At 47.8% G+C, this 24,155-nt stretch carries 20 protein-coding genes; 7 read left to right on the top strand and 13 right to left on the bottom strand.

Going from position 1 to position 24,155, the window contains the following annotated elements; genetic code table 11:
- Window positions 1-29 precede the first annotated feature (29 nt).
- The gene (locus K7B07_RS05090; RefSeq protein ID WP_223707986.1) at window positions 30-1,193 is read right to left on the bottom strand and encodes a glycosyltransferase; all 1,164 of its coding nucleotides are present in this window, start codon (window positions 1,191-1,193) and stop codon (window positions 30-32) included.
- Window positions 1,194-1,248: 55 nt separating this feature from the next.
- The gene (locus K7B07_RS05095) at window positions 1,249-2,049 is read right to left on the bottom strand and encodes a glycosyltransferase family 2 protein (protein ID WP_223707988.1); all 801 of its coding nucleotides are present in this window, start codon (window positions 2,047-2,049) and stop codon (window positions 1,249-1,251) included.
- Between the two features lie 330 nt (window positions 2,050-2,379).
- On the opposite strand from K7B07_RS05095, the gene K7B07_RS05100 reads away from it, so the two are divergent.
- Complete coding sequence (locus K7B07_RS05100) at window positions 2,380-3,252, top strand: cupin-like domain-containing protein (protein ID WP_223707990.1); 873 nt, start codon at window positions 2,380-2,382, stop codon at window positions 3,250-3,252.
- 13 nt (window positions 3,253-3,265) lie between these two features.
- Here K7B07_RS05100 and K7B07_RS05105 read toward each other — a convergent pair whose 3' ends face one another.
- Window positions 3,266-4,009 carry a shikimate dehydrogenase family protein gene (locus tag K7B07_RS05105; protein ID WP_223707992.1) on the bottom strand — a complete coding sequence of 248 codons (744 nt, stop codon included), beginning with the start codon at window positions 4,007-4,009 and terminating at the stop codon, window positions 3,266-3,268.
- Window positions 4,009-4,782: a phosphosulfolactate synthase gene (locus K7B07_RS05110; RefSeq protein WP_223707993.1), complete on the bottom strand. Its 774-nt coding sequence runs from the start codon at window positions 4,780-4,782 to the stop codon at window positions 4,009-4,011. The genes K7B07_RS05105 and K7B07_RS05110 overlap by 1 nt, the downstream gene beginning before the upstream one ends.
- Before the next feature lie 205 nt (window positions 4,783-4,987).
- On the opposite strand from K7B07_RS05110, the gene K7B07_RS05115 reads away from it, so the two are divergent.
- On the top strand, window positions 4,988-7,420 hold the full coding sequence (locus tag K7B07_RS05115; RefSeq protein WP_223707995.1) for a penicillin-binding protein 1A: 2,433 nt from the start codon (window positions 4,988-4,990) through the stop codon (window positions 7,418-7,420).
- A 143-nt stretch (window positions 7,421-7,563) separates the two neighbouring features.
- The gene (locus K7B07_RS05120; protein ID WP_223707997.1) at window positions 7,564-8,823 is read left to right on the top strand and encodes an aminotransferase class I/II-fold pyridoxal phosphate-dependent enzyme; all 1,260 of its coding nucleotides are present in this window, start codon (window positions 7,564-7,566) and stop codon (window positions 8,821-8,823) included.
- Window positions 8,824-8,968: 145 nt separating this feature from the next.
- On the opposite strand, the gene K7B07_RS05125 is transcribed toward K7B07_RS05120, so the two are convergent.
- Both K7B07_RS05125 and K7B07_RS05130 read right to left on the bottom strand, forming a co-directional pair.
- Window positions 8,969-9,352, bottom strand: a complete 384-nt coding sequence (locus K7B07_RS05125) for a hypothetical protein (RefSeq protein WP_223707999.1) — start codon at window positions 9,350-9,352, stop codon at window positions 8,969-8,971.
- Between the two features lie 1,098 nt (window positions 9,353-10,450).
- Window positions 10,451-10,939: a hypothetical protein gene (locus tag K7B07_RS05130; RefSeq protein ID WP_223708001.1), complete on the bottom strand. Its 489-nt coding sequence runs from the start codon at window positions 10,937-10,939 to the stop codon at window positions 10,451-10,453.
- A 37-nt stretch (window positions 10,940-10,976) separates the two neighbouring features.
- Between K7B07_RS05130 and K7B07_RS05135 the strand changes: the two genes are divergently transcribed.
- Both K7B07_RS05135 and K7B07_RS05140 read left to right on the top strand, forming a co-directional pair.
- A complete protein-coding gene (locus tag K7B07_RS05135; protein WP_223708002.1) occupies window positions 10,977-11,315 on the top strand; it encodes a YbjQ family protein in 339 nt (112 codons plus the stop codon).
- 373 nt (window positions 11,316-11,688) lie between these two features.
- Window positions 11,689-12,279 carry a UbiX family flavin prenyltransferase gene (locus K7B07_RS05140; RefSeq protein ID WP_223708004.1) on the top strand — a complete coding sequence of 197 codons (591 nt, stop codon included), beginning with the start codon at window positions 11,689-11,691 and terminating at the stop codon, window positions 12,277-12,279.
- Window positions 12,280-12,359: 80 nt separating this feature from the next.
- On the opposite strand, the gene K7B07_RS05145 is transcribed toward K7B07_RS05140, so the two are convergent.
- The 4 genes from K7B07_RS05145 to K7B07_RS05160 all read right to left on the bottom strand — a co-directional run bounded on the left by K7B07_RS05145 (window position 12,360) and on the right by K7B07_RS05160 (window position 16,348).
- Complete coding sequence (locus K7B07_RS05145; RefSeq protein ID WP_223708006.1) at window positions 12,360-12,812, bottom strand: protein-disulfide reductase DsbD domain-containing protein; 453 nt, start codon at window positions 12,810-12,812, stop codon at window positions 12,360-12,362.
- Between the two features lie 88 nt (window positions 12,813-12,900).
- Entirely contained in the window at window positions 12,901-13,614 is a 714-nt protein-coding gene (gene purQ / locus K7B07_RS05150) for a phosphoribosylformylglycinamidine synthase subunit PurQ (RefSeq protein WP_223708008.1), read from the bottom strand.
- An 88-nt stretch (window positions 13,615-13,702) separates the two neighbouring features.
- Window positions 13,703-14,671 (bottom strand): hypothetical protein, encoded by a 969-nt coding sequence (locus tag K7B07_RS05155; protein ID WP_223708009.1) that lies wholly within the window; start codon window positions 14,669-14,671, stop codon window positions 13,703-13,705.
- Window positions 14,672-14,764: 93 nt separating this feature from the next.
- Window positions 14,765-16,348 (bottom strand): hypothetical protein, encoded by a 1,584-nt coding sequence (locus K7B07_RS05160; protein WP_223708011.1) that lies wholly within the window; start codon window positions 16,346-16,348, stop codon window positions 14,765-14,767.
- Between the two features lie 179 nt (window positions 16,349-16,527).
- Between K7B07_RS05160 and K7B07_RS05165 the strand changes: the two genes are divergently transcribed.
- The gene (locus K7B07_RS05165; protein ID WP_420847740.1) at window positions 16,528-18,507 is read left to right on the top strand and encodes a KUP/HAK/KT family potassium transporter; all 1,980 of its coding nucleotides are present in this window, start codon (window positions 16,528-16,530) and stop codon (window positions 18,505-18,507) included.
- Between the two features lie 48 nt (window positions 18,508-18,555).
- Here the strand turns inward: K7B07_RS05165 and K7B07_RS05170 are convergent, their stop codons facing one another.
- The 3 genes from K7B07_RS05170 to K7B07_RS05180 form a co-directional block, all read right to left on the bottom strand.
- A complete protein-coding gene (locus K7B07_RS05170) occupies window positions 18,556-19,494 on the bottom strand; it encodes a hydrogen peroxide-inducible genes activator (protein WP_223708012.1) in 939 nt (312 codons plus the stop codon).
- Window positions 19,495-19,844: 350 nt separating this feature from the next.
- The gene (locus K7B07_RS05175) at window positions 19,845-20,756 is read right to left on the bottom strand and encodes a S66 peptidase family protein (protein ID WP_223708013.1); all 912 of its coding nucleotides are present in this window, start codon (window positions 20,754-20,756) and stop codon (window positions 19,845-19,847) included.
- 21 nt (window positions 20,757-20,777) lie between these two features.
- Complete coding sequence (locus K7B07_RS05180) at window positions 20,778-21,806, bottom strand: S66 peptidase family protein (protein WP_223708014.1); 1,029 nt, start codon at window positions 21,804-21,806, stop codon at window positions 20,778-20,780.
- 197 nt (window positions 21,807-22,003) lie between these two features.
- Here K7B07_RS05180 and metG point away from each other — a divergent pair, with 197 nt between their 5' ends.
- A complete protein-coding gene (gene metG, locus K7B07_RS05185; protein ID WP_223708015.1) occupies window positions 22,004-24,133 on the top strand; it encodes a methionine--tRNA ligase in 2,130 nt (709 codons plus the stop codon).
- Window positions 24,134-24,155: the final 22 nt, after the last annotated feature.

Here is a 24,155-nt window from a genome sequence, read left to right on the forward strand (position 1 = left end):
CGATTTCTTTTTTGCATTCGACGATTTTATTACCTGGCAGCCAGCACATTTTCCATTATCCCGTTAAAATGTTCCCTGCTGTGATGCTGATTAAAAAAAATACGTCCCTGTTCTTTTACAAAGGAATAATAGCTGTTATTGCCAAGCAGCTTGCTGATACTGTCTGCAAAATCTGTAGCCGCGTCCGCCACCACACATCCGTTGTCCGTTTTATTTACGAGCCCGTCCACGCCTCTCGGACTGCATACCACCGGCAGGCCGTAGGAAAGGGCTTCGATTACCTTTATTTTTACACCGGTACCGCTAAGCATGGGGCAAATGGCCAGCTTTGCCCGGGAATAATAAGGCCCCAGGTCCGCAACATACGGCAGCTTCTGCACATTTTCCAGGTCCGGGATGTATTTATGAATACCACCAATAACACACCAGCGCACCGATGATTCCAAAAGCGGGTATACTTCTTTAAAAAACCAGTTAACGGCCTTAATATTGTGCCGGTTATTGCCGGCAACAAAAATAACATCAAATGCCTTCTCATTTCCTTCCGGAACAGCAGGTGTTTCAAGGCAAAAGGGGATCAGTTTAACATCCTTATCAACAAACTGCCGGAACAGGTATTGTTCTTCGGAAGAAATTGCCCATACCTGGTCGAAGTAGTTCAGCCGTTTCATCTCCCTTGAAAAGGCCCTGCCGATACTGAATCGTTTCCAGACCCGCTCCTGTGCCGTCAGGAAATCATGCGTATCGATGAGCAGCCGGGCCTTCCCGGTCAAAGTATTATCCCTGATCAGATCCGCCCAGTATGCATAGCTGATCACAATATAATCATACTGTTCTCTTTTAAGGATCTGATTGAACAGGTGCTGGTTGTAGGGGGTGACAAACGAGGGTAAAGCACGCCGGAACATCAGATCCCGGAAAAAACGCTGCAGCCGGTACTGTATCGCGTACCAAAGATCTGCGCCTCCTTTTGGCTTTTTTCGCAGGCCGTATACCCGGCGCACCAGCCCGGTCTGTAGCATTTCTGCTGTTTCTTCACTATTCATAGGTGCACCCCAGGTATCTTCGCTGTGTACATAATCTACTGTGATCCCCATTTTATGAAACGCTTTCAGCAACTCCCAGGCTCTGGTATGAGCACCGGCGTTGTTTTTCATAATATTAAAAGGAATAAAATACAGCAGCCTTCTCATTATTTTCCGGGAAAACTAAATCAAATAAGGGTGATTAAAGAACGTGCATCCACACTTATGCTTCCAGGTATCCGTTAGGCCGGTAGCTGTATTTATAAAGTACGGTCTCCCGGTATATTTTTTCATTGGTGCCCAGGTTGGCACGCGAATTAAAAGTATGGAATATATGATAGCCTACTGCGGCTAACTTTACTTTCTTCTTTTTGATGCCCAGGTTGATCAGACGCTCCCCCAGTTCCGAATCCTCCCTGCCCCAGCCCTCGAACCCGCTGTAATAACCATTCACTTTCACATAATCATTTTTCCAGAATGCCAGGTTGCACCCTTTGATATTGTGCGACTTCCGGGGATTTACAAAAAAACAGCCGGAAAAAAGCGGCACGCGCAATGCATTGAACCGGTTCCCCAGTCCCCGCATAAAGGAATGCAGGCTGCTGATGTCTTTGGTCTGCAACAGTTCGTGGGTCCGCCATTCTGCAATAAGGGTACGGCTTCCCTGCACAAAAAACCCTTTGCGGGCCGCCCTCATGTGATCGGCAATGAATTCCCGGTGCATTACGATATCCCCGTCGATCTCAATGATATAATCCGACTCGATCTCCTTTATGGCTTTATTCAGGATCAGACTTTTACGAAAACCCCGGTCTTCATGGTACACGTGTTTTATAGGGATCCCGTGCTTCTTACTGAAGTCCTCTATGCACCAGGCTGTACGGGCGTCGTCACCATCCTCTGCAATAATGATCTCATCCGGTCTCCGGCTCTGGTATAATACGCTTTTTAACACCAGCTGCAGGGCCTCGGGCCATTTGTAGGTTGAGATCATTAATGCTACCGTAAAAGGAGTTTTTTCCATATATCTGTCTTTCTGCTTTTTGGTTTAGACCGGTTATCAATTGCTTTTATTAATAACGTTGTAAAGTCCGCTATCGCAACATCTCTTGCCGGTTTGGTTGATGCAAGATGTTCAAATTTATCACTTCTTTCACAATTTCAGGGTCCTCAGTTCCTTCTAAATTATCGAAAGTTATCTCATTTCAGCTTGCAATGTTTGTTTTTGCGCTCCTGCTTAACTTGCAAAGATAGTTTTTTTACGACATCTATATACAGAAACCGGGCCATATCCTCCACCAGGGACGTTTGATTTTATCAAACTATTACTAAATTTGCCGTTTATTTATAGATTATGCAATTAACAGCTTTAGATAAATTCGATCACCTCAGCCCCGAAGATTTCAAAAAGAACTATTACCAAAAGAACAAACCGGTTGTTATCCGTGATCTGGCTCGTCAGTGGCCGGCTTATCATAAATGGAATTGGGATTATTTTATCAATATTGTCGGCGACAGGGAAGTGGGCGTCTACAATAATGTAAAGAGCGACTCCTATACGCCCATCAATACAGCTGATGCTTATATGAAATTCGGCAAATACCTGAATATGGTAAAAAAAGGCCCGGTGGAACTCCGGATCTTTCTCTTTAATATATTCCAGCATGCTCCCCAGATCGTGACCGATTTTACCTGGCCGGATGCCTACATGAAAGGATTTGTAAAAAAATTCCCGATGCTGTTTGTTGGCGGAGAGGGCTCCATTACACATATGCATTTTGACATCGACATGAGTCATATCCTGCATACCCAGTTCATCGGCAAAAAGAGAGTGCTGCTATTTCCGTTTGAAGAACAGCACAAACTCTACCGGAAGCCCTGGGAGGTATTGAGTCTGGCCAATTATGCCCGCTACTACGACAATTTCGACTATGAAAAATTCCCTGCTGCAAAAAATGCCCAAGGCTATGAAGTGGTGCTGGAACATGGCGATACCCTGTTCATGCCCGCAGGTTACTGGCATCATATGGAATATATAGATGCCGGCTTTGCTATGAGCCTGAGGGCTTTGCAAAACAGTCTTACCGGTAAGCTGAAAGGGGCGTGGAACCTGTTCGGAATGCGTAATATTGATACCCTGATGAAGAAAACAGCACCCAAGTGGTGGTACGACCGGAAACTAAAACAGGTCTATGCTGCTGCGGACCGGGTTTCGGCAGATATCTGAAGTCCAAAATAAGCTACTTCTCCACAGGGGCGGTCCAGATATTCCAGCTCAGCTCAGCCTGTGCTACCAGCATGTCATACCCGTTTTTGATCAGGGCCCCTCTTTTCCGGCCTTCTTCCAGAAAGCCCGTCAATGGCGGGTTGTATACAAGATCATATAAATAATGATTTGAATTGATCCGGTCATAAGGAAGATCGGGTTTTCCTTCGGTCTTTGGAAAACTTCCCAGTGGTGTGGTATTTATTATCAGCGGATATGCCTCCATCACCGCTCCATCCAGGTCATTGTAGCCCAACTCCCCTTCTTCAGGATTACGGGAGACGGATTTATAGGCAATACCCAGTTTCTCCAGTGTATAGCAGACCGCCTTTGCTGCACCACCCGTACCCAGTATCAGTGCCTGTGTGTGGTGCGGCTGCAGTTGTTCCAGCAGTGTGGTCTCAAATGCCGAAGCATCTGTATTATACCCTTTTAACCGGCCTTCGCTGATCCGGATGCAGTTACAGGCCCCGATGGATGCAGCTTCACCATCCAGCTCCTGTAAAAATGCCATTACCTCCTGTTTGTAAGGGATGGTGACATTAAACCCGGCAAGTTCGGGATATTGTTGCAGCAGCGTTGTAAGATATTGAATGGAAGGGATCTCAAATGCTTCATACCGGCAATCGGCAATACCTTCTTCTTCAAATTTTTCGGTAAAATAGCGTTTTGAAAAAGACTGGCTCAGCGGAAATCCTATCAAACCGTACAGGGTCATTAAAATGCCGTTTTATTATCGAGGTATAAATCAAATGAATCCCCCCTCAGCCCGATACGCATGGCCTCCAGTGCTATCACTTCATTGGGAGGGATATTGCCCAGGTTCACATTACAGCCGATCAGCTCCAGGAAATAAAGCTGCTGGGCCTTCTGCGGTGCCTCCCAGATGATCTTTTCAGAAGGGATCTGGGTGAGGATCTCCTGTACCAGTCCTTCCCGCACTTCACCGGTACCGCGGTAGATACCCACATTTCCGGCTTCCCGCGCTTCCGCAATCACATAGGATGATCCGGCTTCCAGCTCTGCTTTCATCAGCTCAATCCATTTATATGGCGGGATGATATGGGTGGCATCCTTGCTGCCCACCTCACTCAACACCGTTCCATGCTGGGTCAGCTTCTCAATATAACCGCATTTTTCTGCGTGCGGGATACTGATCGAGCCATCGCTCACTTCCATATAATCGATTCCGAAATGCTTACAGATGGCAATGTAGTCATCCACCTGGTTTCTTACAAGATACGCTTCAAATAAGGTACCCCCAAAATAAACCGGGATATCATAAGAACGGTATACCTCAATCTTCTCCTCCAGGTTCGGGGTTACGACGGCGGTACCAAATCCCAGCTTTACCACATCAACATGAGGATAAGAAACACTCATAAAACTCTTGGCCTCATCAATACTCAACCCCTTATCCATTACCATTGTGATGCCGTTTGTACGTGGACGTACGTACCGTTCCGGCATCTGCGTCAAATTAAACTTCATTCGGTATCTGTTATTAATCGTCGCAAAAGTAACCATTTTGCTTAAGTTTAGGTCACTCACATGAAGTTAGCTCAAGAAAAAGCATTGAGTATGAGGTACCAATTGATAAAACCGCCTTAAATTATCAGGGGTTTTTCAGTTTATAGGAAGGCATTTACTTATTTTTGGTACCAGATTTTATTATAAACTTTTTTATCATTTCTATATGAAGAAATCAGTTCGTATTTTTTGGCGAATTTTTTTCATTTTATTTGGCCTTGGCATTTTAACGGTATTGCTCGCGAACTGGGGCGTATTTGGCAAAATGCCTTCACTGGCAGAACTGGAAAACCCCACTATCACCCAGGCCTCTGAAGTACTGGCGGCAGACGGAACCCTTATGGGAAAGTATTACCTCCCCAACGGGAACAGATCCCTGGTAAAATACCGTGATATTTCCCCCAATGTGATCAATGCGTTGATCGCCACAGAAGACAAACGTTTCTATGACCACGCTGGTATTGACCTTAAAGGTACGCTGAGGGCCATCTTTTTACTGGGTAGAGAAGGCGGTGGCAGTACCATTACCCAGCAGCTGGCCCTGGCGCTGTTTAATCAGCGGGCCAGCAACAAAGCTGTTCGGGTCATCCAGAAACTGAAGGAATGGATCATTTCTGTAAAGCTGGAACGGAACTTTACCAAAGAAGAGATCGTTGCCTTATACCTGAATGCCGTACCTTTTAGTGACAACGTATATGGCATCCGCAATGCTTCCAGGACCTGGTTTCAGAAGGAACCGGATCGCCTGAGCGTGGATGAAGCTGCACTCCTGGTCGGAATGATCAATGGTCCCGGTATTTACAACCCCAGGAGAAATCCCAAACTGGCGATGGACCGGAGGAACCTGGTGATCGCCCGTATGGTGGAAAACGGGAATCTGTCCGGTGCAGAAGCCGACCGGCTGTCGGCGGCGCCTATGAAGGTGAACTACAGGAAAATGGATGAGAACACCGGTTATGCGCCTTATTTCCGGGATGTGCTGCGCGACGAACTGAAGACCGTGCTGAAAGACCTGAAAAAACCGGATGGGTCCTCCTATAGTCTTTATGAAGACGGGTTAAAGATCTATACCACCATCAACCCCCAGATGCAGCAATATGCAGAAGAAGCCGTTTACATGCAGGTACCTAATTTGCAACGGGCGCTCGTGCGCCAGTCCTTTATAAAGAGCGGCGCCGTGTGGAAAGGCCATGACAATGTACTGCTGCGCGCCATGAAGGAAAGTGATCGCTGGAGAAGTATGGCGGATGACGGTTTTTCAGACAAAGAGATCAAAGCCTCTTTCTATAAAAAAGTACCCATGCGTATCTTCGCCTGGATCCCCGGCAAGGCACGCGACACCGTAATGACACCTTACGACTCGATTAAATACCACCGCACCATGGTGCAGTCGGCATTTATGGTGATGGACCCTGTCACCGGCGAAGTAAAGGCCTGGGTGGGAGGTATTGACTTTAAGACCTATAAGTACGATCACGTAAATCTCCGAACAAAACGTCAGGTGGGTTCCACCATCAAGCCATTGCTTTACGCCCAGGCGATCGAAGAAAGAGGAATGACGCCGGAATCGATGGTGGAAGATGTGCAACAGAACTTTGGCAACGGTCAGCTGGTGCCTGCCACCGGCCGTACCTGTACCGGCAGAACCATGACGATGGCCTCCGCCCTTGCCTGGTCCCGGAACTGCGCCACCGCTTATATTATGAAACAGGTGGGACCGGCCCAGTTCTCTAACTTTTTACAGCGCATCAATATCCCTACAAAAGTAGCGCCCTTCCCGTCCATCGCCCTGGGCTCCTGTGAGCTTTCGCTTTTCGAAATGCTTTGGGGATACTCCATTTTTGGAGGACGTGGTTTTTCCACCAAACCTTATTTTATCAGCCGGATCGAAGACCGGAATGGTAACGTGATCAAACGGTTCGACTATAGTGTGAACCGGAAAGAAGCCATCAGCGAGGCCACTGCCTATACCATGAGCCGTATGATGCAGGGGATTGTGGACAAAGGCACAGCAGCAGGTCTGCGTGCCCGTCTGGGCGCTGCGGAAATGGCGGGGAAGACCGGAACCACCAACGACAACAGTGATGCCTGGTTTATGGGCTTCACTCCTCAGTTACTGGGAGGGGTTTGGGTAGGTTGTGATGACCGCTTTATCCGCAATGAAGGCAGAGGCGGGTTTGGAGGCGAAGCTGCCCGTCCCATCTGGGAAGCTTTTTTCAAAAAAGTATATGCGGATAAATCGTTAGGCATAAACAGGGATGAAAAGTTTGCAGAGCCCGCCACCATGGAAAATGAAGTGCTGAGTGCGGATCCTTCGATCTATGTTACTTCTGAAAATCCGGAGCCTACCGCTGAAGGGGAAGATGCAGGAGTAGGCACCGAGCAGGATTATATGCAAAACAATAATGAGTACATTGGTCCGGAATCCAAACCTTTGCTGGATGAGAACAAACCAATAAAAGATACGGTTAAAAAAGAACCGGCAAAGGCGCCTCAGGGAAAACCGATCGGGTCAGCAGACCAGCCGAAAAAGAAAAAAGGATTCCTGGGCGGACTCTTTAAGAAAAAGGACAAGAAAAAAAATCAGCAGGACGAATAGGATGCCCTCCTGCTTACAATAAAGCCTGTGGTTGATCTGCAGGCTTTTTTGTTGCCCTCCGGGTACGGCGGCAGGCCTGTTCCTTATAAACGGATCAAGAGTCTTATATTTGCACATTATTTTATTAAAAATCGAATCAATATATGGCAGACATTTTCGAGCGGTTATTAAACAATTACGGACCCATTGGACAACACCGGGAAAGGGCCCATGGTTATTTTGCTTTTCCAAAGCTGGAAGGGGAAATAGGAAGTGTAATGAAATTCCGGGGCAACGATGTGATCGTCTGGAGTTTGAACAATTACCTGGGGCTGGCCAATCATCCGGAAATAAGAAAAGCAGATGCAGAAGGGGCGGCTCAATACGGCCTTGCCTTACCCATGGGTGCCCGGATGATGAGCGGCAACTCCAACCTTCACGAACAGCTGGAGGCAGAACTCGCCGCTTTTGTACATAAAGAAGACACGGTGCTGTTGAACTTTGGCTACCAGGGCATGGTGAGTATCATCGATGTGCTTTGCAGCCGCCATGATGTTATTGTTTACGACGCAGAAAGTCATGCCTGTATTATCGACGGACTGCGGCTGCATCCGGGGCATCGCTTCGTGTTCAAGCACAATAATATTGAAGACTTTGAAAAGCAGATGGAGCGGGCCACGGCGCTCATTGAAAAACAAAAATCGGGCGGTATCCTGGTGATCACGGAAGGCGTTTTTGGCATGGCCGGTGACCAGGGAAAACTGAAAGAGATCACGGCATTGAAAGGCAAATACGATTTCCGCCTCCTGGTAGATGATGCGCATGGTTTCGGTACGCTGGGTAAGACCGGCGCAGGTGCCGGAGAAGAGCAGGGCGTACAGGATCAGATCGATATTTATTTTTCCACCTTTGCAAAATCAATGGCATCCATCGGCGCCTTTGTTGCCGGCGACCGGAAGATCATCGACTACATCCGCTACAACATCCGCAGCCAGATCTTTGCAAAAAGCCTGCCCATGCCGCTGGTTGTCGGCAATCTGAAACGCCTGGAACTGCTGCGTACCCGGCCTGAGCTAAAAGCCAAGCTCTGGGAAAATGCATTAAAACTGCAAAATGGTTTAAAAGAAAGAGGATTCGACATCGGTACCACAGACTCTGTTGTAACGCCCATTTATATGAAGGGCGGTGTAGAAGAAGCCACTGCAATGGTGATGGACCTCAGGGAACACTACCGCATCTTCTGTTCGATCGTGGTGTACCCGGTAATTCCAAAAGGACATATCATTTACCGTCTGATCCCTACCGCCAGTCACACCGACGCAGATATAGAAGCCACATTAAACGCTTTCTCTGCAGTAAAGGAAAAACTGGATGCGGGAACCTATAAAACAAACGCGATACCCGATATGGCGGAGCGCTCGTAACTGCAACGCATCGTTATACAAGATAAAAGAAAAGTGAGGGGCCTTAAAGGATTTCCCTCACTTTTCTTTTTGCCATTTGCGGATGCAACAAAAAAGGCCGCCCTCTCGGACAGCCCCGTACGTTTTAACAACGATTACTTACTGGTTATTTTACTTCGTTTACAACAACGTCTTCGATAACTTTTGCAGTTTTGCTTACGTTATATACTTTAACATTATTGTTTTTAATATCGCTTACTTCAAAGGTCAGTTTTGCACCTTCGGGCAGCACACTGTCGAATTGATAGTTACGTACGATCTTGGCTCCTGATACAGTTTCAGTGTACAGCAGTTCACCAGTTTCATCTTTAATGGTAACTGCGTAAGTACCTTTAGCCAGGTTGTTTAAACGCAGCTGGTAAATAGGCAACTGGGTAGAAGAGTTGATGTACTTTAATTCAACGGGTTTTTCCACATTGTCATTTGCAAAAGCAGAAACAGAGGTTGCAAAAATTGCAGCGATAACGATTGATAATACTTTAGATTTCATAGTTATTTTTTTAATTGTTTAAATTCAGGTTTGGTGATCCGGTTTTTTATTTTATATAAATGTTCTTTGTTGTTATAGTATTGGAAAATAACACTCCCAATCTGTAGGCTGCATTTGCAGCTCTGGTTAATAACGTTTTCATTTTAAGCCTCCTTTTGTTTATTTGTTCAATATCTTTTTATGGTTGCATCGCCGGGTGGCAAACAAAACGAGACAAGCGAATCATGGTTGCTGAGCTCAGATCTGGTGGTTTATCTATTCACCATTTTTTGATTGACAACACAAAGCTACGGGTCATAAAACGGCAGATAAAACCAATATTCGGGCTCCCATAGGGTGTTTAGCTCTTGAGATGAATATATATACTTCTCACTATCAATTAATTGCATTGATTACCCTAATGATATCCAACGGTTGAAAATGGATAAAAATGAGGAATTAAAAAGGCTTCCGGAATTTGGTAAAGAAGGTTTATAACAACGTGCAGGCAGTCGTCTGTAAAATCAGGAGCGGGTAAACTTCCCGCCACCGGACAGTTAAACCTGTAAGCTCCTGGTTGATTTGTGCAGATTTTATATCACTGTTAAATAAACAAGGATGTCTTTACGGTTCCTTATGCGTAAAGCATGTAACCAGGGCAGGGTATCAGCATAAATAAAAACAAATGTTCCTGCCGGAACATGGCTTTTATTTACACACCTGCCATTTCGATACTATCCGATATAAAACTCAGTAGTTGTTGAATCGACAGTTTATGCTCAATTGCCGATTGTATTTTTTAAAGAATGGGGCTGCGTCACATTCTTCTGCGCCTTTCCAAAGATGCATCGGCGGCCTTCATCATCCTATACTTTCAATGCATTCGCTTATGAGTTCATTAGTAAATTGTTCCATAAGATGCTGCAGATTCATGCTTCCCTGCTCCCTTTCAGGAGCTACACTGAAGCGCTGCAATTGGGAGGGTATTTTCCTTATTCTTTGAATACAGGAAACGACCACGGACCTATTGCAGTAAATAGCACTGCAAACAATATCGGTTTACAGCCGTTCAAACCTGTTGCGGCGATCCCGATAGCTGCGCTCCGGCATACAACGGGCTTACTCCAGGGTTACCTGGATCTGCACGGGCCCTTTTACTTCCCCTTCTGCCATATTGTTGCGTGCAATAATGAGCGTGTATACGCCTTTTTTTGCGGTCTGGTATTCCATGGTTGCGCCAAAGGGACCATCGGTTTTTCCATCGGGCATTTCGATCTGACTGATCCGCAGATTCCGTTCCCTGCCTTCCGGCTTCAGTACTGCTTTAATTTTTTTTGTTCCGGATACCGTCACGTTCACATGGATCTGCTGGTAATCTTTTTTGATGTCTGCCGCCAGTTGTGCCACAGGTTCTTTTACGGTCAGCACAATAAGCGAATCGTTCCCGGTTTTGCCGGAACTATCGCTGGGTTGTACCATGCCGGGCGTTGTATCCCGCACCTGCGGCTGACTGTTTGTACTATCCACTGCCGCCGGCGGTGTGGCAGGATTATTACAGGCTCCGGAAAAGAGCAGCGCCAGAAGGGCATAGAAGGGTATTCGTGTCATCTGATAAATTTTTGTAGGTTTACAAAAATATGCATTCATGAATAAGAAATTTATACTTACCACTACCGCTACCATCAGTTTAAAAAACGCAGAAATCGTGGAATATTGTGGTATCGTATCCGGCGAAACGGTGATCGGTGCCAATATCGTCCGGGATTTTTTTGCAGGTATCCGGGACATCGTAGGCGGCCGGTCGGGATCTTATGAAGAGGTATTGCGGGAAGCCAAAGATACCGCCCTTAAAGAGATGCAGGACTACGCCATCCAACTGGGCGCAAACGGGGTGATTGGTGTAGACCTGGATTACGAAACCGTTGGTCAGAGTATGCTGATGGTTACCGCAAGCGGCACTGCTGTAAAGATAGAAGGCATTTAAGAGCCATCAAAAACACAAACAAGCATTCGTTTTAAATGTCGTTATTTGCCTTCCGGAAAGGCCTTTTTGCAATAAAACCGGGAATAAAATGAGAAATAAAAATATTTGATAACCAGGCAACCAGGCCGGTTTTTCCCGCGTCTTTTTTCCGATTGAAATTGACAAAAAGTACGGATAAAAAAAATCCCCAACATTATTCATGTTGGGGACCTTCATCAAAAACCATTAACCATTAAACCTTATCCTATGAAAATTCAATTTCAAATTTATAAACTATTTCCTAGATTTCAAAAGCATTATTTTGAAGTGTAGGAAATTTTCACATTTTATTATCAATTTATTTCCTGCCAAATCCTTAATAAGCTAAAAATCAATGAAAAGAAAAATTGTAGTGGCTATCACCGGTGCAAGCGGTTCCATTTACCCTTCCAGGCTGCTATCAAAACTCTTGACCGTACAGGATCAGTGGAGCGAGATTGGTGTTGTAGTTACCAATAATGCAAAAGAAGTGTGGCAGGTAGAAACAGGAACTGCTTTCAGAACGGAACCTTCTTTTTCGTATTATGATACCACTGATTTTAATGCACCTTTTGCGTCGGGCAGCGGCCGCTTCGATACAATGATCATCATCCCCTGCTCAATGGGCGTCCTGGGACGCATCGCAACGGGTATTTCAAATGACCTGATCACAAGGGCAGCAGACGTGGTACTGAAAGAGCGCCGCAAACTGATCTGTGTGGTACGCGAAACCCCCTACAGCCTGGTTCATATCCGGAATATGGAAGCCCTTACACTGGCCGGTGGTATCGTATGTCCCGCAACTCCTTCTTATTACAGCAGGCCCAAAACCATCGAAGCGGTTGCGGACACCGTGGTAGACCGGGTTCTGGACCTCGCCGGACTGGACATTCCGTCTTACCGTTGGGGAACAACCGGTCCATTGATTGATGAAACCAATGCCTGACGCGGGTTTCGAGCGGGAAGCTCCAATAAAAAAGCCCTCCGGTTAAAGAGGGCCTGTCTATATCTACTGATTATAAATTTTTATCCCAGCGGTACATTGAAAGGTACCTTCTTCGGAGGCAGGCATTTTTTGTCATCACATGTCTGGTATTCCACTGTACCGGAAAGCGCGGTCTTTGCAGGAGCTTTAAGCGTTACCCGCTGTACAAATGTTACGGTATTGCCATACTGATGCGCGGTTGAGTTGGTGGTGGCATCATGAAACTTTTCCATTTTTCCCAGTTCCTTTACATTGCCGGTACGGATGAGAAGCGGGTTATTGGTGAAGTCCACTTTTGTAGGATAAGCAATGGCTCCCTTGGGTTGTGTTTGGGAATACAGGTGCCAGCCGCTTTTCAGAGTGGCTACCATTTGTACATCATATACTTTTTCACTGATCTTTTTTGCGGAAAACTTCCAGCTTGCCGGATCGCCCTGTGCTTTTACGGTGCCAAAGGCCAGCACAGACAATAAGCCGATCAAAACATACTTCATTGCTGTTGATTTTAATTTTACAGGTTCATACGTGTTCTGTGTTCAATTACAAAAACACCGCAGATTTGTTGCACTGATGACGTTAAAACTAAGGAACCAGTTGCTTTGCCATTAACAGGGAGGTGAGGATCTTCTTCCCATCCTCGTTGCCCAGCACGGCGCTGCAGGCCCGCTCGGGATGCGGCATCATTCCAAAAACATTCCGGCCGGCGTTGCAGATACCTGCGATATTGTCCGTTGACCCGTTGGGGTTGCTTCCGGGTGTTTCGTTGCCATCGGCATCACAATACCTGAAAAGGATCTGTCCGTTTTCTTTCAGCTGATCCAGTGTTTGCGGGTCGGCATAAAACCTCCCTTCACCATGTGCGATGGGGATCTTGTAAACATCCTGATACAGTTCGGTGTCTTCTTTCAGCTGTTCTTTATAAAAACCATCCGCCTTTATAAAAATGTTCTTACAGATGTATTGCTGCCGTTCATTGCGTAATAGTGCCCCCGGCAATAAACCCGATTCGCAAAGGATCTGGAAACCGTTACAAACCCCATACACTTTTCCACCGCTTCCGGCAAAGTCGATCACCTGTTTCATTACCGGGCTGAAACGCGCAATGGCACCGCAACGCAGGTAATCGCCATAGGAAAAACCGCCGGGCAATACAATACAGTCCTCTGTGGTAAAGGCACTGATATCCTCACTTTTGTGCCAGAGCGGAACCACTTCCTGGTTAAGATCATACTGTAATGCATCCAGCATATCCCGGTCGCAATTGGATCCGGGGAATATTATTACTCCAAATTTCATTCGTATAATGATTTATCGTTCACCAAGCAACAAAGATAACCAAAGCCCTGCTTATTATGAATGGAAATTAAACGGCGGCCGTCCTTTCTCAGGAAAAGATACCGGAAAGCTCTATCGAAATGATATAACCGACTGTGAGCCAGAAGGCCACAAGCGGATACCATTTTACATCACTGCTCAGGTAGCCAAACCCGTGTACAGCCGCACAGGGCACCAGGATCAGCACCCAGTTGGTGAAACCCGGACCGGGATTCACAAAAGAGATACCCACGGCTGCCACAAAATACATCAGGAAAAGGATCCACCCCTTCCGCACCTGGATCAGCATTTTACCGGACAGCAGATTGATGGCATAGATGCCTGCCAGCAATGGCAGGATGGTAAGAAACAGGGCACCTGCAAACCACAGGGATTGTTTCCCAAGATGGATGCCGAACGAAAAGGGTTCCAGCAGCTGGTATACCATGGGCCACTGATCCGACAGGAACAGGTAGATCAGGTAAAAATAATAGGGCGTTGCAACCCCGAACAGCAGCAGCAGCCATTCATTGATGCGGAAGGGACGCAACATTCCGAGTGCCAGCAACCCCCAGGCCACAAAAAAGACGGCCGGCTGAAAAAACATGGTTGCCCCTCCCAGCACCATTCCGCAATTGAAGATGAATCCTTTTGCATTGGGATGACTATGGGCCTTGTAAATAAAAACAAAGGAGAGCAGGAATAAAAACGAAGCGATCAGCGGTGCCGACCAGTAGTTAAATTCGGGAATAAAGGAAGAGATCAGCATCAGCGCCATCCCGGGCAGGTAATTGGACCGGGTCACCAGCCGCTGGTTGTTGATGAAATTTGTAAGCAGGTAGGCCTGCCAGAACAAAAGAAGAAAAGCCGCGATACAAAAAAATGAGGGGAATACAGCAGCAACCGGGTCCAGCAATTGCAGCAGCCGGTCGTACAGGAAGCCATCCTGCGGGCGCACCACCACCCCCCTTCTGCCTTCCTGTGCAGCTGGAAGCAGGAGCCAGGGCAATTTCAGCAAAACCCCCAGTATGAAAATCATAATGAGATTTCCCGGGTTCTTTTGTTTAAAAACTCCAATCACAATAACAGTCAGTCAAATTTGAATACATGTGCGCCGGTTTAGAGGGCGGATTTAAAAATCAACCTTTGCAAACGAAATATTCTTTTTATATAAATAGGGGATGATCATACTTGTGGGGCCCACCTGCTTTCCATAACGGGGCATAAAATCCACGTATTTATCCTTTGCTTCGATCGGTTCCGCCTCGGTCATTTGCCCGTCCTCGGTGATGACCACATCATCCAGGTCGGATATTTTTCCGGCGCGGTTCAGGATAAAATGCATCCGGTCCCCGTCCAGCAACACCTGGTAAGAGATCGTACCATCCGTTTCGATCTCGGACTGGTTCTTGAAAATGATATTTTCCGTTGTCCGGTTCCCCTCCTTATCAAAAGAGAAGATGCCGATATTGCCCGCATTGTACCGGGCATAGCCGCCGCCGTATCCGAAGCCGGCTCCCCACCAGTAGCTTCTGTAAAAGAACGGGGAATAGTAGTAATAGGGCGACCAGATCCCCCCCCCCCAGGGACCCCATCCGCCCCAGCCGCCATAAAATCCGTAAGGGCCATAGAAACCGCCGTAGGGGCCGCCCCAGTAATTCCAGCGATCCCACATTCCCCCGGCATTGGAGGTATATAATGCCTCTGCTCCGATGGAAAAGCCGCCATTCTGATGGATGATGATGCTGTTTATAAAAAGATCATTGAAAGCTGTTTTCCCGCCCCTTTTACCACCTACTTTTTTCCGCAGTTCGTCATTAAACGGTGTGGTGGTTTCAAATAATTTTTCGCGGCTGTCCAGTCGCAGCGCATAATTATAAACACCTGCGATATTTCCCCTTTTTTGCGCGGAATAGAAAGAACTCATCAGGTAACGGCCATTTTCTTCATCCACTTTGAGTTTGATATCATCAAGGAACAGGTCGTTAACGGAAAGCGGATACTCCTGGTAGGCGTCTTCTTTTGCCGGCTTAACGATCAGGGATGCCTCCTGGATATTGCCGCTGTTAAGCCGGGTATATTTGACAAATGCAAAATCCCCGTTGTTGGTAAGGCTATAGCCATTGAGAAAATCACCCTTGTTCTCCATAGGCACTGTATAACGACTCTCCTGCAGCAGGTTCAATTCTCCGTCGTAGAGCCGGGTCTTAAATACATGTTGCGCCGGGTTCTTTTTATTGATCTTGAACAGCAGGATCTTGTTCCCGTCGCTGCTTTTCACCGAATTGCTGATCTTCCGGTCGGCCTTATAAGCGATAATGGTCGTATCCAGCGTCACCGGTTCTTCCAGTACCTTCCCGTTCGCCTCAATGCGGGCAGCATTGCAATAAACGACATTATCTTTCTGAAACTGGTACAACAGGTAGGCGTAGTTATGGAACGGATAAAAGGTAAGATCCAGCAGCGCGCCTTTTTTAGGCAGGAAGGTGATGGGAACAGATTCCAGCAGCTGCATGCTTTCATTGAACACGTTGATCTGGTGATTCCCTTTTACTTCCTTATAGATAAGATAGTTGTTGGCCAGCTTTCCTATGATTTCAAAGTTCATCCGCTGCACATCCGCTTTATTTACATCTGCGTACACAATACTTTGTGCGGTTGCAACGTTTATAAGGCTGAAAATGGTTAATAACAGACTAAAAATCAACTTTTTCATAAAACTTTCAAATATTGATTATAAAGTTACAGCTTTATTTTCATACCCGATTCGCTTTTAACAAAGCCTGTTATTAGGGGGAAAATATAGTGAAAGGCGGTAATAAAATAAGTTTTTTGTTTTTTAATCTTTATGTAAACTTTGCTGCTTTATTGCAGAAAAAAAAGGACTCATAGCAAGTGAAAGCTTCCACAAACAAAATGACGGCCGCCGGCCTGCTAGTTGCATTGGGAATTATATATGGCGACATCGGCACATCCCCTCTTTATGTGTTTAATGCAATTATCGGGAACCGCGAGGTGAACGAGCTGCTGGTCATAGGGTCGCTTTCCTGTATCATCTGGACCCTTACCCTGCAAACCACCATTAAATACGTAGTGCTCATCCTTAGGGCCGATAACCGGGGGGAAGGCGGTACCTTTGCCTTATTTGCCCTGGTGAGAAGGCGACGAAAATGGCTGGTCATCCCTGCCATGATCGGCGGTGCCGCTATGATCGCCGATGGAATCATTACCCCGCCTATGACCATCACTTCCGCTGTTGAAGGACTTTCCATCCTCCCCTCCCTGAGGCATATGTCTACCAATACCATTGTTATCATTGTCCTTTGCATTCTCTGTGCCTTCTTTTTCCTGCAGCAGTTCGGTACAGCCTCCATCGGCAAGGTATTTGGTCCGGTGATGTTCCTTTGGTTCACCATGCTGGCCGTTTTCGGCCTCATCCATTTATTTGATGACGTATCAATTTTCCGGGCCCTCAGCCCGCATTATGCCATCGATTTCCTGATCCGGTACCCGCACGGTTTCTGGCTGCTGGGGGCGGTCTTTCTCTGTACCACGGGAGCAGAGGCGCTCTACAGCGATCTGGGGCACTGCGGAAGGGAGAACATCCGGATATCCTGGATGTATGTAAAATTATGCCTGCTGCTCAACTATTTTGGGCAGGGTGCCTACCTGTTGTCCCGTCACGACGGACTGACCATTACCGAATCGGTTAAAAAGACCCTGGGTATCAATGCCTTTTTTAATTTAATGCCGGAGTGGTTTATTGTACCGGGTGTGGTCATTGCCACCACCGCGGCGATCATTGCCAGCCAGGCCATGATATCCGGCGCCTATACGCTTATCAGTGAGGCCATGCGGCTGAACCTCTGGCCCAAGGTAAAAATAAGATACCCGTCCGAAGCAAAAGGACAGCTGTTCATACCCGCGATCAACACCCTGATGTTTGTGGGCTGTGTCGGCGTGGTGCTTTATTTTCAGCAATCCTCCCGTATGGAAGCAGCCTACGGACTGGCCATTATCGTAACCATGCTCACCACCACCATCCTTTTTGCCAATTACCTGGTGCTGAAAAGGATCAAACCGATCTGGGTCTACCTCTTTATTGCCGGGTACCTGGTGATCGAAATTGCCTACCTTATCGCATTGCTGGCAAAATTTGTACACGGGGGTTATATTACGGTGATGATCGGCGGCCTGATGTTTATCGTGATGTATGTATGGTACCGCGCCCGGAAGATCAAGAACCGTTATGTGGAATTTGTGCGCATGGAGCACTATATTCCCAAAATGCAGGAGCTCAGCGCCGACCGCTCCATCGCTAAATACGCCACGCATCTGATCTATCTTACCAGCGCCGATAACCCAAAAGAGATCGAACACAAGATCATCTATTCCATCCTGAATAAGAAACCCAAACGCGCCGACATCTACTGGTTCGTACATGTGGACACACTGGATGATCCCTATACAGCGGAATACAAAGTGGAGCATATCATTCCCAATGATATCATCCGCATCGACTTCCGGCTGGGTTTCCGCATACAGCCCCGGATCAATATCATGTTCAAAAAAGTAGTGGAAGACCTGGTAGTGAACAACGAGGTGAACATCATCAGCCGTTATGAAAGTCTGGCCAGCAGCAATACCGTGGGCGACTTCCAGTTTATGGTGATGGAAAAATACCTGAGTCCGGACAATGATCTTCCGTTTATGGAAAAGATCATTATGAAGCTGCACTTCCTGATCAAGCAGATCAGTCTCTCCGAAGAAAAAGGATTCGGGCTGGATCTTTCCAATGTAACCGTGGAAAAATTCCCGCTCATCGTGGCACCGCTTACGAGTGTAAAACTGAACCGCATCCAGGATCCGGAATAAGCAGCTGTCAGCCATCAGCTCAGGGCTGACAGGTCGTCGCTAACGGCTTTAGTTGATCGGGATCACATTGGACGAAGGTTTTTTCTTTAACTGCTCCGGCACGGCAAGCAGTATTTCTTCCTGAAGAGCCCTGACCAGTTTCTCCTTTAAAAAATCGCGGTGCACGGCCAGGCTCACCTCCCGCACTGGCACGGGCTTTTTAAAATGCCGGATCAGCTGTTGCTGGCTTTTGGGCATTTGTAAGGTAACCAGCTCCGGCACGATCGTTACACCATCGCTGATCTCTACCATCCGTTTCAGGGTTTCCAGGCTGCCGGCTTCATATTCCAGACCGGAATGCGCCTTGCTTTGTTTCTGTAATTCGCAGATGGAAAGGATCTGCGACCGGAAACAGTGTCCTTCCTCCAGCAGCCAGAGTTTGCTGGTATCAATATCTTTGGGCAGTATGTACTGCTTCTGGTAAGCCCGGTTCTTTTTGGAAGTGAATACCATCAGCTCTTCATAAAACAGTACCTGCTCGGTAATACCCGTTTCATTCAGTGGAGTGACCAGGATACCCGCATCGATCTTTTCCTCCTTCAGATAAGAAACAATGTGCTCTGTCATCAGCTCGTGGATGATCAGTTTGATATCCGGGTATTTTTTTATAAAGGCCGGCACAAAAATGGGCAACAGGTAAGGCGCCAATGTCGGGATGATCCCGATACGCAGCTGTCCGGAGAGCCGTCCTTTCTGATCTTCGATATAGCGGTTCAGCTCATTGCGGGCGTGCAGGATTCGCCTCGCATATTCCAGTACATCTTTTCCCGCCGCCGTGGGTACCACAGGCAGTTTGCTGCGGTCAAACAATTTCAGTCCCAGCTCTTCTTCCAGTTTCTGGATCTGCATACTCAATGTTGGCTGTGTGATGTAGCAGGAGTCGGCGGCCTTTACAAAATTGCGGTGCACATCCACCGCGATGATATATTCCAGTTGCTGCAGGGTCATAAATCGTACCGATAAAAATGCAAAACTAATTGATTTTATCGATGACCGGTCTGGACGTTCTGGTATCGTATCAATTATGAAATTGCGGACTATATGTTGCCCTGAGCCCGACAAAGGCCCCTCAAAGCACGACTTCGTCATCCGGCTAAAACGTCCGGCAGATCAGCATTTCCCTTACAATTTATCAAATAAAAGCAGCCGCAGCACGGCGATAACCTGCTGCACACCACCTGTACCGCTATTCCCGGTGCGCTGCAGCGTTCTAATGGCAAACATTAGCCTGACGCATAGGTGACCGCTACCGGGACAGCCCTGACATACCTTACTGAAAAAGTATTGCTGCCATAAAACTAGATCTCCTCCAGCTGTACTTTTTTGCCTACGGTCAGCCGGTAGTTCCCGCCCACTTTAAGTGCGTAGTTCGCTTTATCATGACTCACCGGAAAATCAAAGCAAACAGGATAATCATATTCCTTTACGATATCCAGCAGGATCGTGTGGATCTCCTCGCCAAACGGCCGCGTGGTGTCCTGTATGTCTGTAAAGCCTCCAAATATCAATCCGGCCAGTTCTGCCAGCCTGCCGCTGCGCTTCAGCTGGTGCAGCATCCGGTCGATACTGTATTTCTGTTCGCCGATATCCTCCAGGAAGAGGATGCGGCCTTTGGTGCGCACATCAGATCGGGTGCCGATGGCATTCACCAGCAGCGACAGATTACCTCCCACCAGCGTTCCGGTTGCCGTACCCTGCCAGTTGTGCCGGGACCGGGTCACGGTATACACCGCCTTTTCGCCCGTGAGCGCCTGGTGCAGCGACCGTACATAACGGTTCCTGTAGCCCCCGTCGTTAAAAGCAGCAGCCATGGGTGCGTGCAGGCCGGCAATATTAAAATTCTGAAAAATATGATTGAGAAAGATCGTGATATCGCTGTAGCCGATCACCCACTTGGGTCCTTTCCGGAATTTCTTAAAATCGATCCGGTCAATGATCCGCCCCATCCCGTACCCGCCGCGGCCACACAGCACGGCCTGCACTTCATTATCGTCCAGCATCTGCTGAAGGTCCTGCAGCCGTTCTGCATCGGTACCCGAAAAATAGGTAGCGGAGTTCCCTCCCAGCGTGGCACCGGTCTTTACCCGGAAGCCCCATTGCTGTAATACCCGTATACATTCTGCCGCTTTTGCGGCGTCCATAAACCCCGACGGACAAACGATCCCGATGGTAGCACCTTTCTGCAACGCGGGGGGTAGGGTAACTTTCATGATCTTGATTGATTTAAAAAATTATAAACTGGTTAATGTGGCCCCGGCGGTGGTTACGGACAGCTGGTGCTTCATCCCGCATCGCAGGGCGTAGTTATTGATCTGGTGTCCAACCGGGAAATCAAAACAAACAGGGTAACTGTACATTTTTGTTTTCTCCAGTACGATATCATAAATATTTTTTCCGAACTGTTCATCCAGCGGGTCCTGTTTAATCTTCATACCGCCCACGATCAGTCCTGCCAGCCGGTCGAGCTTCCCTGTCCGCTTCAGGTTCCAGAACATGCGATCAATGCTGTACAGGTATTCGCCGGTATCTTCCACAAACAGTATTTTCCCGTCCGTATCCAGGTCAGACGCAGATCCGGCAAGCGTTTCCAGCGTTTTCAGGTTGCCGCCCACCAGGGCTCCTGTGGCGGTTCCGGTCTTGTTCAGCTGATTGAATGCCTCCGCGGTATAGCTCATCTTCTCCCCCGTAAGCGCCTTTCGTATCGATTCGATCGTATCTTTCTGCAGCGGGTCTGCGGTGTCCCATACATCCGGGAAACTATTGCACATTTTTGAATGCAGGGTGGCGATGCCCAGGTTTTTATTTATGTGGGAATGCAATACGGTGATGTCGCTGAACCCGATCAGCCATTTGGGATTTGCCTTAAACCGGTCCCAGTTCAGGCCGTCCACAATCCGCACCGATCCGTAGCCGCCCCGGGCGCACATGATCGCTTTTACCGCCGGATCATCCAGCAATTGCTGCAGATCTTCCCTCCGCTCCGCATCCGTTCCGCCAAATGTAAAATCGCGTTTGCCGATCGTATATCCGACCCGGATCTTAAACCCCCATTGCTGCATCAGGGTAGCCGCCGGAATGATCCCTTCCCGCATGATAAATCCGGCAGGGGAAGTGATCCCGATCATGTCGCCCGGCTTCAGAAAAGGCGGTATTTTTTCTTTTGTTTCCGCCGGTTGCGTTCCCGCATTTACAACGGATACAGGGAGCCCTGCTGCAGCAAGCAACGTTAATGATGATTGTACAAAGGTTTTACGGTTCATAGCTGCTAAGATAGGATTGAGACGTGAGATTTGAGCGGGCACCTACCGGCTTTCGGCGATCAGCCGTCAGCTCCCGGCGGTCAGCAGTCCATTCTCAAAATTCAATTCTCCTTTCTAAAGTTAAAAGCCGACGACCAACTCCTGGTGGCTAATAGCGGAAATCGTTGTACTTTTGCAGATTAATTCAAGCACGATCAATGAAAGAATATAAAAGAACCTTAATTACAGCGGCGTTACCTTATGCCAACGGGCCGGTGCACATTGGCCACCTGGCAGGGTGTTATATCCCCGCTGATATATATGCACGTTACCTGAGGGCACAGAAAAAAGATGTTAAATTCATCGGCGGCAGTGATGAGCACGGAGTACCCATTACCATAAGGGCCATGAAAGAGGGAGTAACACCGCAGGACATCGTGGATAAATACCATGCCCAGATCAAAGAAAGCTTTGAGCAGATGGGGATTTCATTTGATGTGTATTCCCGTACCTCCGCCAAAATACATCATGAAACGGCGGCCGATTTCTTTAAGGTGCTTTACGACAAAGGCCTGTTCGAGGAGCGCGAGACCGAGCAATACTACGATGAAAAAACAGCCACCTTCCTGGCAGACCGGTACATTACCGGCACCTGCCCTGTTTGCGGCAACCCCGGCGCTTTCGGGGATCAGTGTGAAAAATGCGGCAGCAGCCTGTCGCCGGAGCAGCTGATCAACCCGCGCAGTACGCTGAGTGATGCCATACCCGTAAAGAAAAAAACCAAACACTGGTACTTCCCGTTGCAGAATTATGAAGAATGGCTGAAACAATGGATACTGGAAGACCATAAGGAATGGAAGGCCAATGTATACGGCCAGTGCAAAAGCTGGCTGGACAATGGGCTGCAGCCGCGGGCAATGACCCGTGACAGCAACTGGGGCATTAAAGTGCCGCTTCCGGATGCCGAGGGTAAAGTATTGTATGTATGGTTTGATGCGCCCATCGGGTATATATCCGCCACCAAGGAGCTTACCGATCGATGGGCCGACTACTGGTGTAAGGAAGACACGCGCCTGATCCATTTTATCGGTAAGGACAATATCGTATTCCATTGCATCATTTTTCCTTCGATGCTGAAGGCCCACGGTGATTTTGTGTTGCCGGACAATGTGCCCGCCAATGAATTTCTGAACATCGAAGGGCAAAAAGTATCTACCAGCCGCAACTGGGCCGTATGGGTGCACGAATATGTAAAAGATTTTCCCGGATGCGAGGACGCCCTGCGTTATGTGCTTTGCAGCAACGCGCCCGAAACCAAGGATAATGATTTTACCTGGAAGGACTTCCAGGACCGTAATAACAACGAGCTGGTATCGATCTTCGGGAACTTTGTAAACCGCACTTTTGTGCTGATGCATAAACTCTGCGGCGGCAAAGTGCCAAAGCTGCATACCGAATTACTGGATGAGGCCGACCAGACGCTGATCTCCGACATCCAGCAGTCGGCAGCCAAAGTGCAGACGGCACTGGAGAATTTCCGTTTCCGCGATGCCTTGTTTGAGGTGATCGACCTGAGCCGTAAGGGCAATAAATACATGCAGGAAAAAGAACCCTGGATCCTTGCAAAACAGCTCACAGCGGATAACCCGGACAGTGCTGTTGCGCAACAAAAGATCGACAACTGCCTGCACCTGTGTCTGCAGCTCACCGCCAACCTGGCCATCCTCATCAATCCCTTCCTGCCAACGGCAGCACAAAAAATGCTGCATATGATGAAGGTGGTGGACCGCATGCTGGACTGGGAAAATGCCGGCAAACTGAACCTTCTGAGTGTTGGTTATACCTTGCGGGCACCGGAATTACTGTTCCGGAAAATTGAAGATGCGGAAGTGGAAGCGCAGTTGCAAAAACTAAGGGCCGGCAGCGATCAGCCATCAGCAGGCAGCGGGCTGCCCGATCTCAAATCTCAAACCTCAAATCTCAAACCTCATCCCGATGATTATCGGGACTCAAATCTCAAATCCCAGATCAGCTTCGACGATTTCTCCAAGATCGACCTGCGTACCGGGACGATCCTTAGTGCAGAGAAAGTGGAAAAAGCCGATAAACTGTTAAAACTTGAAATTGATCTCGGCTTTGAAAAACGGACCATCGTTTCCGGTATTGCCCTTCATTTTGCCCCGGAAACATTACCGGGCCGCAAAGTGGTGGTGGTGGCCAACCTCGCCCCCAGGAAGATGCGGGGCATCGAAAGCAATGGCATGATACTCATGGCGGAGGATGAAACGGGCAAATTGGTCTTTGTTGCAGCGGACCTTACGGCTCCTAATGGCGTCGCCATAAGTTAAGCATCTTGTTAAAACGTTGATA

The organism is Niabella beijingensis, assembly GCF_020034665.1.
In the GTDB taxonomy this organism is placed as follows: Bacteria; Bacteroidota; Bacteroidia; order Chitinophagales; family Chitinophagaceae; genus Niabella; species Niabella beijingensis.

What these genes read in the sequence shown, in the direction of transcription:
- K7B07_RS05145 (WP_223708006.1), bottom strand. Translation starts at nt 12,812, where the DNA reads ATGAAGTATGTTTTGATCGGCTTATTGTCTGTGCTGGCCTTTGGCACC.
- metG (WP_223708015.1), top strand. Translation starts at nt 22,004, where the DNA reads ATGAAAGAATATAAAAGAACCTTAATTACAGCGGCGTTACCTTATGCC.
- K7B07_RS05120 (WP_223707997.1), top strand. Translation starts at nt 7,564, where the DNA reads ATGGCAGACATTTTCGAGCGGTTATTAAACAATTACGGACCCATTGGA.
- K7B07_RS05140 (WP_223708004.1), top strand. Translation starts at nt 11,689, where the DNA reads ATGAAAAGAAAAATTGTAGTGGCTATCACCGGTGCAAGCGGTTCCATT.
- K7B07_RS05175 (WP_223708013.1), bottom strand. Translation starts at nt 20,756, where the DNA reads ATGAAAGTTACCCTACCCCCCGCGTTGCAGAAAGGTGCTACCATCGGG.
- K7B07_RS05160 (WP_223708011.1), bottom strand. Translation starts at nt 16,348, where the DNA reads ATGAAAAAGTTGATTTTTAGTCTGTTATTAACCATTTTCAGCCTTATA.
- K7B07_RS05180 (WP_223708014.1), bottom strand. Translation starts at nt 21,806, where the DNA reads ATGAACCGTAAAACCTTTGTACAATCATCATTAACGTTGCTTGCTGCA.
- K7B07_RS05090 (WP_223707986.1), bottom strand. Translation starts at nt 1,193, where the DNA reads ATGAGAAGGCTGCTGTATTTTATTCCTTTTAATATTATGAAAAACAAC.
- K7B07_RS05110 (WP_223707993.1), bottom strand. Translation starts at nt 4,782, where the DNA reads ATGAAGTTTAATTTGACGCAGATGCCGGAACGGTACGTACGTCCACGT.
- K7B07_RS05125 (WP_223707999.1), bottom strand. Translation starts at nt 9,352, where the DNA reads ATGAAATCTAAAGTATTATCAATCGTTATCGCTGCAATTTTTGCAACC.
- K7B07_RS05115 (WP_223707995.1), top strand. Translation starts at nt 4,988, where the DNA reads ATGAAGAAATCAGTTCGTATTTTTTGGCGAATTTTTTTCATTTTATTT.
- K7B07_RS05100 (WP_223707990.1), top strand. Translation starts at nt 2,380, where the DNA reads ATGCAATTAACAGCTTTAGATAAATTCGATCACCTCAGCCCCGAAGAT.
- K7B07_RS05095 (WP_223707988.1), bottom strand. Translation starts at nt 2,049, where the DNA reads ATGGAAAAAACTCCTTTTACGGTAGCATTAATGATCTCAACCTACAAA.
- K7B07_RS05155 (WP_223708009.1), bottom strand. Translation starts at nt 14,671, where the DNA reads ATGATTTTCATACTGGGGGTTTTGCTGAAATTGCCCTGGCTCCTGCTT.
- purQ (WP_223708008.1), bottom strand. Translation starts at nt 13,614, where the DNA reads ATGAAATTTGGAGTAATAATATTCCCCGGATCCAATTGCGACCGGGAT.
- K7B07_RS05130 (WP_223708001.1), bottom strand. Translation starts at nt 10,939, where the DNA reads ATGACACGAATACCCTTCTATGCCCTTCTGGCGCTGCTCTTTTCCGGA.
- K7B07_RS05105 (WP_223707992.1), bottom strand. Translation starts at nt 4,009, where the DNA reads ATGACCCTGTACGGTTTGATAGGATTTCCGCTGAGCCAGTCTTTTTCA.
- K7B07_RS05170 (WP_223708012.1), bottom strand. Translation starts at nt 19,494, where the DNA reads ATGACCCTGCAGCAACTGGAATATATCATCGCGGTGGATGTGCACCGC.
- K7B07_RS05135 (WP_223708002.1), top strand. Translation starts at nt 10,977, where the DNA reads ATGAATAAGAAATTTATACTTACCACTACCGCTACCATCAGTTTAAAA.